This is a genomic window from Brachyspira pilosicoli (assembly GCF_036997485.1).
Taxonomy (GTDB): domain Bacteria; phylum Spirochaetota; class Brachyspiria; order Brachyspirales; family Brachyspiraceae; genus Brachyspira; species Brachyspira pilosicoli_C.
Map to the genome: position 1 here is coordinate 570,201 of NZ_JAWLPU010000001.1, position 17,671 is coordinate 587,871.

Consider the following 17,671-nt stretch of genomic DNA (forward strand, 5'->3'; position numbering starts at 1 on the left):
TTTAAGTTTAAGCCTTTTATATTATAAATATATTAATAATTATTTTTTTGCTTTTTTAGATTTACTTGATGCTTTATCAGTTTTTTTATTTTGTTTATTTAATTTAAACATAAAGTCAAACACCTCTTTTACATCTTTTACAGGGTAGAAAATAAGAGAGCTTTTAACTTTATCAGGTATTTCATCTAAATCTCTTTTATTTTCAAAAGGTATTATAATATGCTTAATGAAACCTAATCTCTTAGCGGCTATAGTCTTTTCTTTAAGCCCTCCAATAGGAAGCACTTTTCCATTGAGAGAAAGCTCTCCTGTCATAGCAGTATCATTTCTAATAACTTTGTTCATAGCAAGCGATAATAAAGCAGTAGCCAAAGTAATACCCGCAGAAGGACCGTCTTTTGGAGTAGCACCTTCTGGTATGTGCAAGTGTATTATAGCGTCATTAAAATAATTCTCATCAACGCCGTAATTTTTAGCAACACTTTTTACATAGCTGTAAGCAATCTGCACACTCTCTGTCATCACCTCTCCAAGCTGACCTGTTATATTTATAGTGCCTGCATCTTTTTTCTCTTGTACTTTAATAGATTCTATAGTTAAAGTAGCCCCTCCCATAGAAGTCCAAGCTAAACCTATTGCATTTCCTGGTTTTAAATCTTTTTCTGTGAAGTCTTCTGTAAAGATTGGCTTTTTTAAGTACTTTTCTAAATCTTTAGAATCTATAGTTATATTATAATTTTCTTTGTTGTTTGATACTACATCGGCAGCAATTTTTCTGCATATTTTTTCTATCATTCTCTCGAAGTTACGAACCCCCGCCTCTCTTGCATAACCATTAACTATATTCTCTATAGCCTTGTTTGTAAACTTAACATTTTTAGCAATTAAACCATGTGCTTTTAATTGTCTTGGTATTATATATTTTGTAGCAATTTTTAGTTTCTCTTCCATAATGTAGCCAGAGAGCCTAATTACTTCCATTCTGTCAAGCAAAGGTCTTGGAATAGTGTCTAATGTATTTGCTGTTGTAATAAACAAAATATTAGATAAATCAAAAGGCAAATCAAGATAATGGTCTCTAAAAGAAGAGTTCTGTTCTGGGTCTAACACTTCAAGCAATGCACTTGAAGGGTCGCCCTGAAAACTTGCACCTAATTTATCTATTTCATCAAGCATTAAAACAGGGTTTTTAGATTTAACAATTTTTAAAGCCTCAATTATTTTACCAGGCATAGCACCAATATATGTTCTTCTGTGTCCTTTAATTTCTGCCTCATCTCTCATACCGCCTAATGAAAACCTAAAGAAAGGTCTGTCTAATGCCTCTGCAATGCTTTTTCCTATAGATGTTTTACCAACTCCCGGAGGGCCTACAAAACATAGTATTGAAGATTTTTTATTTGGGTTTAATTTTCTCACTGCCAAAAACTCATATATTCTCTCTTTTACATCTTCTAAGCCATAATGGTCTTTGTCTAATATTTTTTTGCTTTTTGTTATGTCTTCTCTCTCTTTGTTTTCTTTGTTCCAAGGGAGTGCAAACAATGTATCAAGATAATTTTTTGAAACAGTATACTCTGGAGAATGTGTATCTATTGTAGAAATTTTTTCTATTTCTTGCTCCATTCTCTCTCTTACTTCATCTACAATTTTTAGTTCTTTTAACTCTTTTTTATATTTATCTATATCTTTTTGTTTTGGGTCTGTGTCGTAGCCTAATTCTTTTTTTATCTCTTTTAACTGCTCTTTTAGAAAATAATCTCTCTGCTGTTTTTGTATTTTGGAGTTAATGCTTCCTTGAATTTTTTGCTGAAGTTTTGTTATCTCTCTCTCTTTTTGAAGAAGCAGTAAAACTTTTTCTAATCTCTCTTGTACATCAAAAGTTTCTAATATTTCTTGCTGACTGGCTCTTTCAACATTTATCATAGAAGTTACAAAATCTGCTAATTTACCCGGGTCATCAACATTCACCATAGTAAGACGCATCTCTTCTGTAAAAAGAGGATTGCTTTCACTTAATGATTTCACCTCAGAAAGTAAAGCTCTTGTATATGCTTTTATCTCTTTTGCCTCTTTATCATTATTGGTTGTTACTATGTCTGGTATATATAATGGCTCTGCTCTAATTACAGGTTCTGTGGAAATATACCTTATTATTTTATATCTCTTAATTGAATTAATAAGCAGATTAAGCCCACCGTCTGGAAGATTAAGTTTTTTAAATACCTTTACAACAACACCAACTTTATATATTTCATCTATAGTCGTTTTTTTTATATCTTTAGGCTCATCTTGTATATACAAATTAAGACCTAAAAAGCCATCATTTTCTGCTATGGCTTTATTTACAGCATTAGCCTGAGAGGCTGGTATTGGAAATGGTGCATAAAGACCAGGAAATAATGGCTTTCCCATAACAGGTATTATTATTAATCTTGATGGAAGTTTATCTTCAACTATTGATATTGCATTATCAGAATTGTCATCATTCTCTTGAGACGTTTCAATAGTTTCATTTTCTATATTTTCGTTTTTTTCTATATCTTTATTTTCATTATTTTCACTCATTTTATTTTCTCCAAAAATATGTTTTTACATTATAAACAAACTAATTATTTTGTCAAAATTTAATACATTTTAAATATAAAAAAATAAATAACATAATAATTATTTTTTTAAACATATATAATTATATTATTGTAAATAATGAACGATTTATAGTAAAGATTTTTAAAGTTTATACTATACGTGTGGCTTTAGTCACGGTGATATTTGACAAAAGGAAGTGCCTGCGACTGAAAGAAGTACCTTTAGGTGTGGGATTAGTATAAAAGAAGCAAAAGAACTGCATTTCTTAGCTAAAATACAAACATTATATTATTTATTATATTATTAATATATAAGATTTAAATACTTGCACTTTCGCGAAGCGTGCCCGGAGGGTACATGCCACCAGTTCTTTTATCGACACTCTGCGTGCCGTAGGCAAGGTACCTTTCGGTATTGGTATAAAAGAACCAAAAGAACTACATTGTTTAGCTTAAAATGTTGGTATTACAATATAGTTTATACAGAATAAAATAAAAATTTACACCAAATACATTTATTTTATTATATATATTTTTTATTGTTTAGGTGTTGATGTTGGATATTCTCCATTAAAACAGCCTATACAATAGTTTGTGCCGCCTAAAGCTTTAAACATATCTTCTATAGATAAATATTCTAAACTATCTGCATTAATCTCTTTACAAATTTCTTCAACAGAAAGTTTTGCGCCTATAAGTTCTTTTTTTGAAGATATATCAACTCCATAGTAGCAAGGGCTTTTTATAACAGGAGAAGCAGACCTAAAATGAACCTCTTTAGCACCTGCTTTTCTTACTATATCAATAAGTATTTTGCTTGTAGTGCCTCTTACGAGTGAGTCGTCTATTAGTATAACTTTTTTGCCGTCTATTAAATGTTTTAAAGGATTGAATTTTAATTTCACAGTTTCTTCTCTGCTTGACTGTTCTGGCATAATGAAAGTTCTGCCAATATATCTATTTTTAACCAAACCAATGCTATAAGGTATACCGCTTTCTTTTGCAAAACCTAATGCTGCAATGGTTCCAGAATCCTGTACGCCTATTACAATATCAGCATCTACTGTATTTTTTTTGGCAAGTAAAACACCTGTTTGAAACCTTACATTATATACATTAATACCGTCTATATTGCTTTCAGGTCTTGCAAAATATATATGCTCAAAGGCACAAGGACAATTTTTTAATTTAGTATTTTTGTATTTTATAGATTGAATACCATTATCGTCTATAATTACCATTTCGCCTGCTTCTATATCGCGTACAAATTTAGCCCCAACAGCATCTAAAGCACAAGACTCAGAAGCTAAAAAATAATCACCATTAGAATTAGTTCCTAACGATAAAGGACGTATTCCATGAGGGTCTCTAACTCCAATTAATTTTCCGTCTACAACTATAACTAAAGCAAAAGCTCCTTCAATTATATTGATAGTCTCTTTTATTCCGTCTATAAAATTATTTACAGTTTTTCTTGCTATTAACTTTATTATAACTTCACTGTCGGAAGTAGCATTGAATGTTGCTCCCTCCTGCTCTAATTTATCTCTTAATTGATATGCATTAGTAAGGTTGCCGTTATGTGCTATAGCTATTTGACCTAATCTAAATAGGTTCTCAAGAGGCTGAGCATTTTCTATTTTGCTTGCTCCTGTAGTAGAATATCTTACATGTCCTATAGCTATATTTCCTTCTGTTTCTTTTGGGATGTTACTTGAAAATAAATCTGAAACGAGCCCCATAGATTTATAAGTAAATAAATGTTTATAATTTGATATTGTTATTCCAGCACTCTCTTGGCCTCTATGCTGAAGTGCATATAGTGCATAGTTAAGAGTTTTTAATATGTCTTTTTTTATTTCTTTTGAGTATATGCCGAATACTCCGCATTCTTCTTTAGGTTTGTCGCATTTAAAAAATTCATTCATATATTTTAACCAATTTTTTATTTTTTTGATTTATATATATTATAATTAATTAGTGTTTTACACAATAGTTATTAAAGAATTTTATTATTTATATATATGTTTAAATATTTTGACAATAAATATTTATTGATATATTATTTATTTTATATAAAAAGTTGTAGGTTTTTTATGGATAATATTCAAATACCAAATATAAGCATAAGCAATTTTAAATGTTTCAAAGAGTTTAAAGTAGATAGTTTTAAAAGGTTTAATTTAATATTTGGTAAAAACAGTGTAGGAAAAAGCAATCTTTTAGAGGCTTTGCATATATATTCTGGTATGTTTATAAGTGATATTATTATAGCAAATTATATGCAAAGAAATATAGCATTAAATAATAATTTGGAATTAATTTTTAATAATTTTAACTGCAATAATCCTATTAATATAAAAACTACAAAAAAAGAATTAAATATATACCCCATAAAGTCATTAACAGATAATTACTTAGATGGTGTTTATTATCAAGTAGAAAATAGCAATGGAGAAATTATAAAACTTCCTCTTCTTATAAATACTAACAGACAGCTTGATAACAGTTTTGAATCAATTAATAATAAGATAATATTTGATAATCAAACTATATATTCAACATATTATAATATTAGATTATTACCTTATAGCTTTATTAATGATTATTTCTTTATAGAAGAAACTGCTAAAAGCGATATTATAAAGATGTTTAATAACCTTCAGAATTTAAAACAAGATAAAATTATAGTAGACTGTCTAAAATCTATAATACCAAATTTAAGATCAATTAGAATATCATCGGATAGAATTTGTGAGGCAGATATTGGTCTTGATAGATATTTACCTATAAATGCATTAGGTTCTGGAATATATAAAATATTCAGTTATATAGTAAGTGCATCATTTATACGAAATGGCGTTTTACTTATTGATGAAATTGATAATGGTTTTCATTATAGTTCATTGCGTAATTTATGGATTTCTCTATTTGAAGTAGCCTATAGAAGTAGTGTTCAGATTTTTGCAACAACTCACTCCTATGAATGTATAAAAGCTTTTAATGATGTTTATAACGAAGTAAAAAATAAATATAATTCAAATGACGACATTCAAGGTATAAGAATAGAAGCTGACAAAGAAGAAAAACATAAGTATCATTCTATTATATACAATAGTGAAGAATTAAATAATGCTATGGATAATTGGGAGGTAAGATAAAATAATGCTCAATAATCCTATGGCTAAAAAAGTGCTTCTTGTTGAGGGTAATGATGAAAGAGATTTATGTTCTCTTTTAATTAGCAAAAAATTAGGGTTAAACTATATAACAGGAAAATATGATAAATCTTTTATAGGAGATAATGATACTGTTCATATTATACCACTTAATGAAGTTGATAATAAAAACAACATTACTTCATTTATAAAAAGCCCTAATTATAATAATATAGAAAAACTCGGTATTTTAGTGGATGCTGAAGATAATGCTCAAGAAAGATTTAATATTTTTAATGATATTATAAAACTTAAATATAATGCAAATCAAAATATATACTATGATAATAATAAAGGTTTATTTCTAACAACAAAAACTAATGATAAAAATTCTGGTTGTTTAGAATATTTAGTTGAAGATATTATTTTAGAAAAAGATAAAGATTTGTATAATAACTGTGTTAATAATTTTTTTGATTGTGCCAATAATTATATTAATCAAGGAAGTAATGAATATCATATACTAAAATCTAAAATACTTGCATTTATATCTGTAAAATGTAAGAAGAGAAATACTATAGGTGGATTATTTCAGGATTGTAATGATTATTTGAATTCAACAAAGTTAGATGATATTATAGATTTTTTAAAAAATTTATTTAATTAGTTTAATTTTATTGTTTATATACTTAAAAATTATTTAGAACTCCCGCCCTTTATTCTCTATAGCGTTTTATTGAAATTTTAATTTAAATTATTTTATTGTTTAATTAGAAATGTTAACGCCCACCCAAGCTTTTATTAAGTAAAAAATCTATTTAACGCACGGTAAGCGAATTTTGTTTTTTATTAAATTTGAATTTTTAATTAATTTATTGATGAAATTTTATTCACCGTGCGGTGTAAATTTTTTTATAAAAATTTAGAAATTAAAATAAAGCCTTCATAGCAATATAGTATCTTCCATCTGTAGAGCCTTGAAAACCAAAGTAAACAGGGTCAAATTTTACATAAGCACTGTATTCCAAACAAAATAAATCTTTATCTTTATCAAATCTATGTATGTTATCATCTTTATGCTCAATAGGTATATAAAATAAAGGACGTATAGCAATGTTAAGCATTTTCCATTCAAGCCCTAATTCAAATCTCAAATAATGAGCATCATTGTCTCTCCAAGTATACTCTCCAAGCATATTAAGCCAAAGCTGATTATCCAAGAAAGGAACTTTACCCATAGCATAAAGCTGTATTATATGATGAGTATAATCATTAGAATAATTAATATTGTCAAAAGCTTCCGGAGAGAGAGAGGACTTTTTATTGTACTGATACAAAAATTGTACTTTGAAATAGTCTCCATTAATTTTAAAAACAGCTGCCAAAGGAGAAGAGTTTTCAGTAAACCCTTGTGAATAAGAAAGCTCATAATAATGCCCAATAAAGCCAGTTCTAAACCCCATAGCATTGTTTATCCTCGGTAAATACCAATGCGGAACATCTTCAAAACTTTCAGCAGAGCTATCAACTACAGAAGGTAAAAGCATAAAAGTAGATTCATTAATATCATTAACAGCCTTCATTCTAAAAGATAATAAAAGCCTTGTTAATGTTACAGTTTCTATACCTGCATCATAAACCTCTATGTTTCCATTAGCTTTCACTTTTCCATTTTCACTAAATACATTTAATTTGCTTGAAAGCGTTACAAAAGGAGTTGCAGAAAATATCCAATCATAATGAAAACTTTTACCCACAGAAAAATACATGTTAGGCATAGAAAAGTTTCCGTTTTTTAAATCTACTCCTATAACAGTATTCATATGAAGCTCTATGGTTGATAATTCATATAATAATCTTGAAGAGAAAATTCGAGGGTCAGGATTATCCCTCTTATAACTTTCATGTATATAATCATAAGGTATATATGATGTAGTAGGTCTAATAGGCTCTAAACCTATGTACGGCCAAATATCTATTACCCCTTTCAATAATTTCTGCTCTTTTTCAGAATATGGGGATTGCGCATTGAGTGCTAAACAATTAAGAATAAAGAAAATAAATATTATTTTTTTTAGCTGTTTCATCTATCTGTTTTAATTAAATTTTATTTTATTTACTCAATTCTATCATATAAATAAAAAATTGACAATTGCATTATATGTGATATAATTTTTTATACTATTGTTTTGGGAGATGAAAGTGAAAGAATTTAGTGTATTGGAAAATAAAGTAAAAGAATTGTTAGAAGAATGGAAGATTCTTTCCTCAGAAAAAAATGCTTTACATAGAAATATTAATGACCTCATATTAGAAAAAGAAACTCTGCAAAATAATATAAATGAGTTACAAAGCCAATTGCAATCTCTCAAAGAAGATAAAACTATATTAGAAACGGATAAAAGAAATATTAATGATAACTATATCTCTCTCAAAGAGGAGAGAGATAATATATTAAGAGAAAAAGATAATTTATTAAAAGAGTTAGAAGCTACAAAAATAGAAAGAGACAGCCTTAAAACAAATATAGAAAGGTTTGAAAAAGATTGTTTAACTCTAATGGAAGAAAATGATAATCTTAAAAAAGAACTTCAAACTATAAGCAGCAGTATAGATAATATTAAAAAAGAAAATGAAGAAGTTCAAAGCAGTGTATTTAGCTTAATCAGCAAAATAGACAAGGCTATGATAGATGATAATATTTCTGATAAATTGGATATAAATAACAATATTACAGATTTAGATATTAAAAAAATTGCAGAAAGCATAGAAAATAACTCTGCTCCAGAAAATACTATAGAAGACAAAGAAGCACAATTGGAAGAATTAAAATCAAATATTGTAGAAGAAAGTTTTACTTCAGCATTAGAAGATGATACAAAAAAAGAAGAATATAATAATAATAAAAACTCTAATTATAATAATGTTGCTAATGTAAAAGTTAATGAAGATGAGGACCCTTTTTCTAGTGCTTATGATACAAGTTGGGACTCAGACATAGAAGATAATAATATAGAGACTATTGAAGAAGAATATAAAGAAGTAAGCCATCAAGATAATAATGATTCTTCTTATGATTTTGATGTTAATGAAGAAGATCAGTATATGTTTGGAGATGATGATGAGGAAGATTTCTTCTTTGATGATGACTCTAAATAATAATTAGGAAATATTATGGGAAGTAATTTAGAGGTTAATATATTTGGAAGAAATTTGAGTATTAAATATGATGAAGAAAATATTGAATACTTAAAAGAGTTAGCATCATTTGTTGATGAAAGCATGAAAGAAATATCAGAAATTTATGGAGATAAACAGCCGAGAGATGTTATAGCCATACTTGCTTGCCTTAATATCGCCGATGCTTTTAAAAGAGAATTAAAAAATACTAAAGCCGGAGAAGATACACTATCTGCTTTTAAAGAAAGCATAGTATCAAGGTCTAATGAACTTATTAGACTTATAGATGAAGTAACATTAAAAGATTAAATAAAAAAATTATCAAAAATATTTTCTTTCTAAAAACTTACTAAAAAACTTATAAAAAATATAGAATAAATATCTATTTTATTATTTTATAATAAAAAAAGGAAAAACATTGATGGAAAAAAATTACGAATACCAAATTTCATTTATTAGTATAATTATTATAGGCTCTTATATAGCTTGCCAGATGATATCAAATATAGCGAGTGTAAAGATAGCAAATGTATTAAATTTAGCTGTAGACGGCGGTACTTTTCTCTATCCTTTAGCCTTTACAATAAGAGATATGTCCCATAAAACAATAGGTAAAAAAAATACACAAAAATTAATAATAGTATCAGCTATAATAAATATATTTAGTCCTCTTTATTTTTATATAGTATCAAATATACCAGCAGACAGCAGTTGGCAGTTTAATGAAGCTTTTCAATTAACATTAAGTCCAGTACTTAGAATAGCAATAGCATCTATAGTAGGCTCTACAGTAGCAGAATTGGTTGATACAGAGATATATCATTTTTTTGTAACAAAAATCACTAAAAGATATCAATGGCTTAGAGTGTTAATTAGTAATGCTTTTAGTATACCAGTTGATAATTTATTGTTTGTAGTGATAGCTTTTTATGGAGCATTGCCTTTTGAAGCTTTGGTAGGAATCTTTATTTTTAATTTCTTTGTAAAATATGCTGTAACTATTGTAAGTGTACCTATGATATATTTAGTTAAAGAAAACAATTAATAATAAATATTAAACAATATATAAAAAAGCTGCTCTCATTTAGAAAGCAGCTTTTTTAATTTTCAATCAATCAATAAAAATCATCATTGAACTAAACGTAATACGCCTTGGTTCATAGTGTTAGCCTGAGCAAGCATAGCTAAGTTAGTTTGACTAAGTATTTGATCTTTAGCAAATTTAACAGAAGCTTCAGCCATATCAGTATCTCTTATTCTGCTTTCAGAAGCCATAGTGTTTTCATAACCTATCATTAAACCTTGAGCAGTAAGCTCTAATCTGTTTTGATAAGCACCAAGATTAGATCTTTGTTTAGAAACTTTCATTAAAGCTTCATCTAATAAACCTATAGCAGTATTAGCACTATCAATAGAAGAAATAGAAAGGCTAGTACCATCAGCAGTATTTTGTAAACCTAAAGCAGCAGCAGTCATAGTACCTATATAAACTCTTCTTCTTTCGTCCATATTAGCTCCCATGTGAAACCACATACTTGCAGCAGGGTTACCGCCGGCATTAGGATCAGCAAATCTACCAGTAAGCATATTAAGAGTGTTGAATTGAGCCTGACTAGCAATACGATTAACTTCATCTACTAATTGAGAAACTTCAACTTGAATAAGCATTCTGTCATCATCAGTATAGATACCGTTAGCAGATTGTACAGCTAATTCACGAATTCTTTGTAAGATGTCTTGGCTTTCTTGAAGGTAACCTTCAGTAGTTTGAATAAAAGAGATACCATCTTGAGTATTTCTTTCAGCCTGACGTAAACCGCGAATTTGTGTACGCATTTTTTCAGATACTGCTAAACCAGAAGCATCATCTCCAGCTCTGTTAATTCTTAAACCAGAAGATAGAGATGCCATATCTTTAGCAAGGTCTACATTCCTAAATTTTAAAGTACGTTGTGCATTTACTGCACTGATATTGTTATTGATGATCATCGTCATCCTCCCTGATAATTTATTCAAAAAGGCATCCGTGCCTAATTGGCAAAAAAATATTAAAGAGAATTTATGACTTTCCGAGATTTTAAACAAATTAAGGTTTTTGGTAAGTCATAAACTCTCTGGGTATTCTTATCTGCAAATAAAAATACCAAAATATGGTTTATCAATTAATAATATAAAAACGTAAGGTTCGAGACCGCCAAATCTTTGGACCTTCGTTTTTCTATGTATTAATTCTCGGCTCTATCGGCATAAACTTAAATTTGGTTTAGCATTTTTTTTATTTTTTTGTAATTTTTTAGGATTTTTTTATAATTTATAATTAAACCGCTATTTCCATATATAAAAAACTAAACAACGCACGCAGAATATAATATTTAAATATATAAAAATTAAAATTATAAACTAAATTTTTAAACGGAATTTCGTTCACCGTGCGGTTGATTACTTATTATACACAAAAAAGATAATTTATCTGAAATGATTTCATTTTACCGATCAATAATTTTTTATCACTTTTTTGTTGTCTGGTAAGTGAATTAAAAATTAATTATCCTTCTATATAAGGTTTTGTAAAATTAAAATCATAGTCGCTGTCTACTACTATACTGTGCCCCCAGAAAATATCGCCGTCATCAAACCAAAATGTTAAAATATCTTCGCATATAGTTATAGATGTTAAGGTTATTAATTTTGCGAAATCTTCTTTGTTTATATGAGGCTTGTCAGCATCATCGTTCCATCTGTTGGCATCTTCAAGCATGTTTTCTGCTATATACTCTTTTAGTTTTTTGTCAATATCTTTTTTATTAGCAAATATTTTTTTAATTATATCAATACTGTTTTTATTAGATTCTTCATCAATATTTTCAAATGAGATTGAAATATTATTATCATTCCAAGCAATATTTTTGCTAAACATGTCTATAGATTTATCAAGCTCAAAGTCTCCTAATTCTTCATCTTTGTAATAAACAGCCTCTGAATATTTTTCTAATATAATATTTAAATCATTATCTTTATAGTCAGTATCAATAATATCTTCAAGCAAAAATCTCATATACAAATCATTAGTATTCTTTTCTTTTCTCACTTTTAATCTTGCTATGCTTTTACTTTTAAGCGTTTGAAAATAGTCTTTTGTTTCTTTAACTTTTTTCTGAATAAGAATATTATCATTTTCTATAATTTCATTAGAGGCAATATTTTGCAAAGCCATAGCATAAATATGTAAAGTATAATATTTATCTTTATTAACCTTACCAGCTCCTAAACATGATTCTTTAAGCACGAACGCCATGTCTAAAATTTCATCATCAAAATTGCTATTGAAGTTTTCAATTTCCTTACTCATTTTTATATCCTATTATTAATAATGTATACTATAGTTTATATATCAAAAATCTGCAATATATTTTCAAATAATAATAAGTTTTTTTATTTAACTTTTTCCCACCGCTACGCTCTGTGGACTTCGTCAAAGTTTTTACCATTCGGGTAAGATTCTCGAAGAACTGCATTTTTAGCCAAAATATAATGTTTATGCTATATTTTATACACACTCCTAAAGAATTAGATATAGTATGTGCGTTTTTTGCAACTTTTTGACGAAGTCCGCACAGCGAGAGCGACAAAAAAGTTGATAACTTCTATATAATGTGCATAAATTGACAGAATGTAGTTGTTTCAGTATATACTCAAATTAATAATTATTTGTATTTCACTTTTACTAATTTTAAGTCTACCGATATCATAAACAAGCTCGGCAAAAATATTAATGTTAAAAGTGAAGCAAATAAAAGTCCATAAGCCATAGCCATAACCATAGGTACAATCAAATCTGCATTGCCGCCAATTCCATAAACCGTAGGAAGAAGTCCGAATATTGTAGTAACTGTTGTTAAAAATATTGCTCTAAACCTATCTCCTGCTCCTTCAACTACAGCATTAAATACATCTTGTTTTGATTGTATGTTTCCTTCTTCTAATATTCTGTTTATTAAGTCAACCATTATAATACCATTGTTAACAACAACTCCCGCAAGACCTACTATACCAACAGCTCCCACAAATGACATAGGCATTCTATGTGCAGCAAAACCTAATATAACTCCTACAACCCCAAAAGGTATTATTCCAAGTATCATAAGAGGCTGAATAAATTTATTGAATTGTAATAAAAGTATTAAATATATCGCTATAATCGCTACAACATATCCATATGCTATGCTTTTCATAGGCTCTTTAGTTTCTTTTACTTCGCCTCCAAACTCTATAGTTATATTAGGATAATCTTTAGAAATAGAATCAAAGAATTTCTGAACAGAGTCTGTTACTCTTATAGCAGTAGTTTTTCCTAATACTATATCAGTTGTTAGTGTTATGGATTTTTTACCGTTGTAGTGTCTTATACTTGATTGATTATTTGTAACTTCTATTGTTGCTATATCTTTTAATTGTATGAGCCTTCCATAAGTGCTTGGCATATATAAATTATTTAATACATTTGTGTCGTAGGTGTATTTTTTATCCATTCGCACCCTAAAATCAAGCTTGTTTTCAAATTGCTGAATGGAAGTGGCAACTATTCCAGAATATGCAGCCCTTAATTCTCTTGCAGCATAGGCAACATTTACACCAAGTTCGCTCATTCTGTCATAATCAAATAACACTCTAAGCTCTTCCATACCAATCTTGTCATCATCATCATAGTTTATAACGCCTTCTAATGTTAATAAATGTGCTTTTATTTTGTCTTTAACTTCTTTAACTTTTTCAGTATCATTTCCTATTATTTTTACATCTACAGCTTTACCGGGTGTTATAGGAAGTTTTGTATGTATTGTAAGAAGTGCTAATTCATCTCTAAGACCTGCCTCTTCTACAGCTTTTTCTAAATCATCAGCTATGTCATAAGCTACTTTTTTTCTGTTGTTTGCCGGTACTAAATATATAATTGTTCCTGCAAGATTGTCCATCTCTTCGGAAATATCAACAGTGTTTTTATCTAATTGCTTTCCAAGTAAACTATAAACTGCAATCATATCATTAGTATCTACTGTTTTATAAATAATGTCTTCTATTTCACTTAAATATTTTTCTGTTTTATATAATGGAGCTCCAACACCTGCATCCATATTAATAACAACAACATCAGCACTAGTATCATAAACAAGTATAAATTGAGAAAATACAATCTTAAATATAAATATGCTTACAATAAATATACTTATAAAAAATATTAAAACTAAATATCTATGTTTGAGAGTAAGTCTCAAAAATTTAACAAAAGGTATTTTTAGCTTATCAAATAATTTATCTTTATCAAAATCGAGAGGATTTTTAAAATTAAATCTTTTTTTCTTTTTTATGCCTGTTAATTCTTCATTAGTTATTAAGTTGTTTGGAAGTATTAATACAGCTTGAAATATACTTGCAATTAAAGCTATAATTACAACTTTAGGATATTGATTAAGAAGCCTTCCCATAGTGCCGCCCACAAAAAGAATAGGCACAAAAGAAGCAACTGTTGTGAGTGTTGATATAAGCATAGGCATAAACACTTCATGAACAGCATTCTTTGTGGCATCTAAACCTTTAAAACCTCTTTGGTGAAAGTTAAATATATTCTCTGATACAACTATAGAGTTATCTACAATCATACCAAGTACAGTGATAAGCCCGCCAAGAGATATAATATTAAATGTGATTCCAGAGTATGTCATAAATATCAAAGAAACTGATATAACAATAAGCATACCAAGTGAAGTAAATATTGCACTCTTAAAATCCAAAAATATTATTAGTATTATAAATATGATAATAAAACCAGTGATGATATTTGATGATACGGCATTAAGAAGGTCGTTAATGGTTCTTGAGTTGTCAAACATAGGAACTATTTCTATATTGCTTGGAATAGTGGATTTATTTTTTTCAAAGTAAGCATTAACATTTTCTATTGTTTTTAATATATCAGCATCTTCTTTTTTTACTATGTTTATAGAGTATCCATTTTCTTTATTCACTCTCATATACACAGTTTTATCAACAAACATCTCTTCCACTCTTGCAACATCCGCTATTCTTATAGGCTTTCCGTTGAATATAGAACGAACTATAACATTTGTAATTGATAGAGGGTCCTGAAACTGCCCTGTTGTAACTAATAATTTATTGTTAGCATCAAGCCCATCGCTTTCATCTGGCTTCATACTTCCGCTTGTAAGCCTTACATTTCTTAAAGATAATGCCTGCACTATTTCGCTTAATGATGTGTAGTATTCTTGAAGTTTGTATGGATCTGCTATAATCTGAATCTCTGGGTCTGTTCTTCCATATACTTCAACGGTTGCCACTCCATCAACATATTTAAGCTCTTTTTCAAATCTTTTTGATATATCATAAAGCTCTTTTTCTGTGCCTTCCATTCCTTCTTTGAATTTTATTCCTATATTGTATATTGGAAGCCTATTAGCATTGGCCTCTGTAATTTTTATCTCTGTAACATCTTTAGATACATTCGGTGCATTTTGAAGCCTTCTAAATATTTCATCTTTTATAGGTCTTGTATCTTTTATTTTCATGTCTATTCTAATTGTAAGAATACCTGCATTTTCTATCATTATAGAATAAAACTCATCAATACCCGCTATAGTTTGAAGCTCATCTTCTATAGGTATCATAGCATTTTGCTCAACATCTTCAGGCGAAGCACCAGGGTATATTACCTGCACTATCATTACATCAAAGTTTGTAGAAGGGAAAGCCTCTTTTTTTATGGCAGTATAAGAAAACATACCAACTGCTATGGTGATTAATATTATTACATTTACTAATAATCTGTTTTTAGCAAATAATTCTACAATTTTATCCATAATACCTCTTTATTCATAATATCTCGAGTTTTATTATGTTTTTAGTTGTTAAGAAGCACAAGCGAATTATAATCCATCACCGTGCTTATTATCATATATTCCAAATTAAGAAGTTCTGCCCGAGCATTTACTAAATCTAATCTTGCATTAATTATCTCATCAACAGGAAGCCTTCCCTGCCTAAACCTTTCGTTTTGAGTTCTCACCCTCGAAGCCAAAGCTTGTACTTCAAGTTTTTTATCTTCAAGCATTGTTTTATACGCCTCAAACTCATCGTAATAAGTACCAATCTGCACGTCAAAATCTCTATTGACCCTGTCAAAATCTGCAGTAACTGCTGTTAAAGCATTATACGCATCTTCCATCTTGGCTTTAGCATCTCTTCCTCCTATAGGATAAGAAAACATTAAACCCACAAAATATTCAACATTCGTCATAGTTGAAAAAGAATTAAAATAACCGCTGTCATCTAAAGTGGATAATGATACACTTCCTACTATAGATAAATCTGGAAGAGAATTATTTTTCATTATAGATAATGCATATTCGCTTCTTAATTTTAATTGATAAGCCATCTGCCCCTGAGCACTCTCCAAAAAAGGCACTACATTTATTTTTGTATTAATTGAAGTTTCAAGCATATTCTCCCAATCATCTTCATTAGGCTCAACATTCTCTTCTGGTATAAAAAACTGTATGTTTCTAATTATCTTTTTTAAAATTAACTCTGACTTATTTCTTGCTTCTCTATATTTTAAAGTTTGTCTTCTTGCATTTTGATAAGCGTCATTATCTATTACGCCGCTTGTGTATCTTTTGTATATTTGATTTTCAAAAGCCTTTGCCTCTCTAATCATTTCATCATAGAGTTTAATTAATTTTGTAGACATAATCCACTGATAATATATTTTTTGATATGATGTTAATACGCTGTTATCATCTATTATTCTTTTTAGTTTTGCTATTGATAGCTGATACTCTGCATCCTTTATAGGATACATATCTAATTTACCAAAAAAGTCTCTTAATATTGGCTGAGCTATTTGTATTTCAATGCTTGGGGCATAATATTTAAAATTGTTTGTGCTTAAATTTGGAAGTCTTCCTACAACAGTTCCTAAAGGAGTGTCTACAGGTATTTCTACTTCTCCCATTTTTAAATCACCAAAGTAGCTGTCATGCTGTATTTTTACAGACCACCTTGTGCCAGAATATGGTATAAGTCCGCTGAATCCTGCTCCTATTCTCATACCGTTATGCATAAAGTCCGCTGTTGGTATAATATTATATTCATCAAAGTGTTTTTGTGTTCCTATTGCCCCTGCCTGTAAATCAAACTTAACATCTCCAGAGCTTTTTGCTTTGGTTAGATTATTATATGCATTACTCTCTTGTATGGCTGTTAATTTCATTTCTGGTATTATATTTTTTATTCTTTCTATATACTCTGCATAAGAGAGTATTTCAGCATTGGTTTGAGTGTATATTGAATTGCTTAATAAAAATAAAAATGCGGTAAAATAATATAATAATTTTTTTGACACTTTTGTACAAAACCTCATTATTATTATACTTTATATTTTATTTATGATTATTATTATATCAAGTACAGAAAAATTACTATTGTATGATAAACGACATTTTTTTATTTTTGTAAATTATATTTATGGAAATTAAGCTTATTACTAATGTATTCTAAATAATTATATTTTGCTATATAAGTTTTTATTTTATTCAACTTTTTCCCGCCTTCGCGGTGCGGACTTCGTCAAAGTTGCAAAAAGTGCAAGTTATCTAACTTTATATATTAAGAATATGTATCAAGTATAAAATAATACTAATTATTTTAGCTAAAAAAATGCAGTTCTTTTGG

Annotated in this window: 12 protein-coding genes; 5 read left to right on the top strand and 7 right to left on the bottom strand. The window is 28.6% G+C overall.

The genetic code is table 11. The annotated features are described in order from the left end of the window. Nucleotides 1–39: 39 nt before the first annotated feature. Nucleotides 40–2,568 carry an endopeptidase La gene (gene lon / locus R4I97_RS02445; RefSeq protein WP_335783550.1) on the bottom strand — a complete coding sequence of 843 codons (2,529 nt, stop codon included), beginning with the start codon at nucleotides 2,566–2,568 and terminating at the stop codon, nucleotides 40–42. A gap of 556 nt (nucleotides 2,569–3,124) precedes the next feature. Next, nucleotides 3,125–4,516, bottom strand: coding sequence for an amidophosphoribosyltransferase (purF, locus tag R4I97_RS02450; RefSeq protein WP_335783551.1), 1,392 nt, complete (start codon nucleotides 4,514–4,516; stop codon nucleotides 3,125–3,127). A gap of 168 nt (nucleotides 4,517–4,684) precedes the next feature. Between purF and R4I97_RS02455 the strand changes: the two genes are divergently transcribed. Together R4I97_RS02455 and R4I97_RS02460 are read left to right on the top strand one after the other, a co-directional pair. Next, nucleotides 4,685–5,749 (top strand): AAA family ATPase, encoded by a 1,065-nt coding sequence (locus R4I97_RS02455; protein WP_335783552.1) that lies wholly within the window; start codon nucleotides 4,685–4,687, stop codon nucleotides 5,747–5,749. Between the two features lie 4 nt (nucleotides 5,750–5,753). Further along, entirely contained in the window at nucleotides 5,754–6,413 is a 660-nt protein-coding gene (locus R4I97_RS02460; protein ID WP_335783553.1) for a DUF3226 domain-containing protein, read from the top strand. A gap of 262 nt (nucleotides 6,414–6,675) precedes the next feature. Here the strand turns inward: R4I97_RS02460 and R4I97_RS02465 are convergent, their stop codons facing one another. Further along, nucleotides 6,676–7,833, bottom strand: a complete 1,158-nt coding sequence (locus R4I97_RS02465) for a hypothetical protein (protein ID WP_335783554.1) — start codon at nucleotides 7,831–7,833, stop codon at nucleotides 6,676–6,678. A 109-nt stretch (nucleotides 7,834–7,942) separates the two neighbouring features. On the opposite strand from R4I97_RS02465, the gene R4I97_RS02470 reads away from it, so the two are divergent. The 3 genes from R4I97_RS02470 to R4I97_RS02480 all read left to right on the top strand — a co-directional run bounded on the left by R4I97_RS02470 (nucleotide 7,943) and on the right by R4I97_RS02480 (nucleotide 9,971). Beyond that, the gene (locus R4I97_RS02470) at nucleotides 7,943–8,905 is read left to right on the top strand and encodes a viral A-type inclusion protein (protein WP_335783555.1); all 963 of its coding nucleotides are present in this window, start codon (nucleotides 7,943–7,945) and stop codon (nucleotides 8,903–8,905) included. A 15-nt stretch (nucleotides 8,906–8,920) separates the two neighbouring features. After that, the gene (locus R4I97_RS02475; protein ID WP_335783556.1) at nucleotides 8,921–9,235 is read left to right on the top strand and encodes a cell division protein ZapA; all 315 of its coding nucleotides are present in this window, start codon (nucleotides 8,921–8,923) and stop codon (nucleotides 9,233–9,235) included. Nucleotides 9,236–9,347: 112 nt separating this feature from the next. Then, nucleotides 9,348–9,971: a queuosine precursor transporter gene (locus R4I97_RS02480; protein ID WP_335783557.1), complete on the top strand. Its 624-nt coding sequence runs from the start codon at nucleotides 9,348–9,350 to the stop codon at nucleotides 9,969–9,971. An 83-nt stretch (nucleotides 9,972–10,054) separates the two neighbouring features. Here R4I97_RS02480 and R4I97_RS02485 read toward each other — a convergent pair whose 3' ends face one another. The 4 genes from R4I97_RS02485 to R4I97_RS02500 all read right to left on the bottom strand — a co-directional run bounded on the left by R4I97_RS02485 (nucleotide 10,055) and on the right by R4I97_RS02500 (nucleotide 17,342). After that, the gene (locus R4I97_RS02485) at nucleotides 10,055–10,915 is read right to left on the bottom strand and encodes a flagellin (protein WP_295295126.1); all 861 of its coding nucleotides are present in this window, start codon (nucleotides 10,913–10,915) and stop codon (nucleotides 10,055–10,057) included. 556 nt (nucleotides 10,916–11,471) lie between these two features. Next, nucleotides 11,472–12,275 (bottom strand): DUF2262 domain-containing protein, encoded by an 804-nt coding sequence (locus R4I97_RS02490; RefSeq protein ID WP_335783558.1) that lies wholly within the window; start codon nucleotides 12,273–12,275, stop codon nucleotides 11,472–11,474. Between the two features lie 355 nt (nucleotides 12,276–12,630). Continuing rightward, the gene (locus tag R4I97_RS02495) at nucleotides 12,631–15,798 is read right to left on the bottom strand and encodes an efflux RND transporter permease subunit (protein WP_335783559.1); all 3,168 of its coding nucleotides are present in this window, start codon (nucleotides 15,796–15,798) and stop codon (nucleotides 12,631–12,633) included. Nucleotides 15,799–15,839: 41 nt separating this feature from the next. Next, nucleotides 15,840–17,342: a TolC family protein gene (locus R4I97_RS02500; protein ID WP_335783560.1), complete on the bottom strand. Its 1,503-nt coding sequence runs from the start codon at nucleotides 17,340–17,342 to the stop codon at nucleotides 15,840–15,842. Nucleotides 17,343–17,671: the final 329 nt, after the last annotated feature.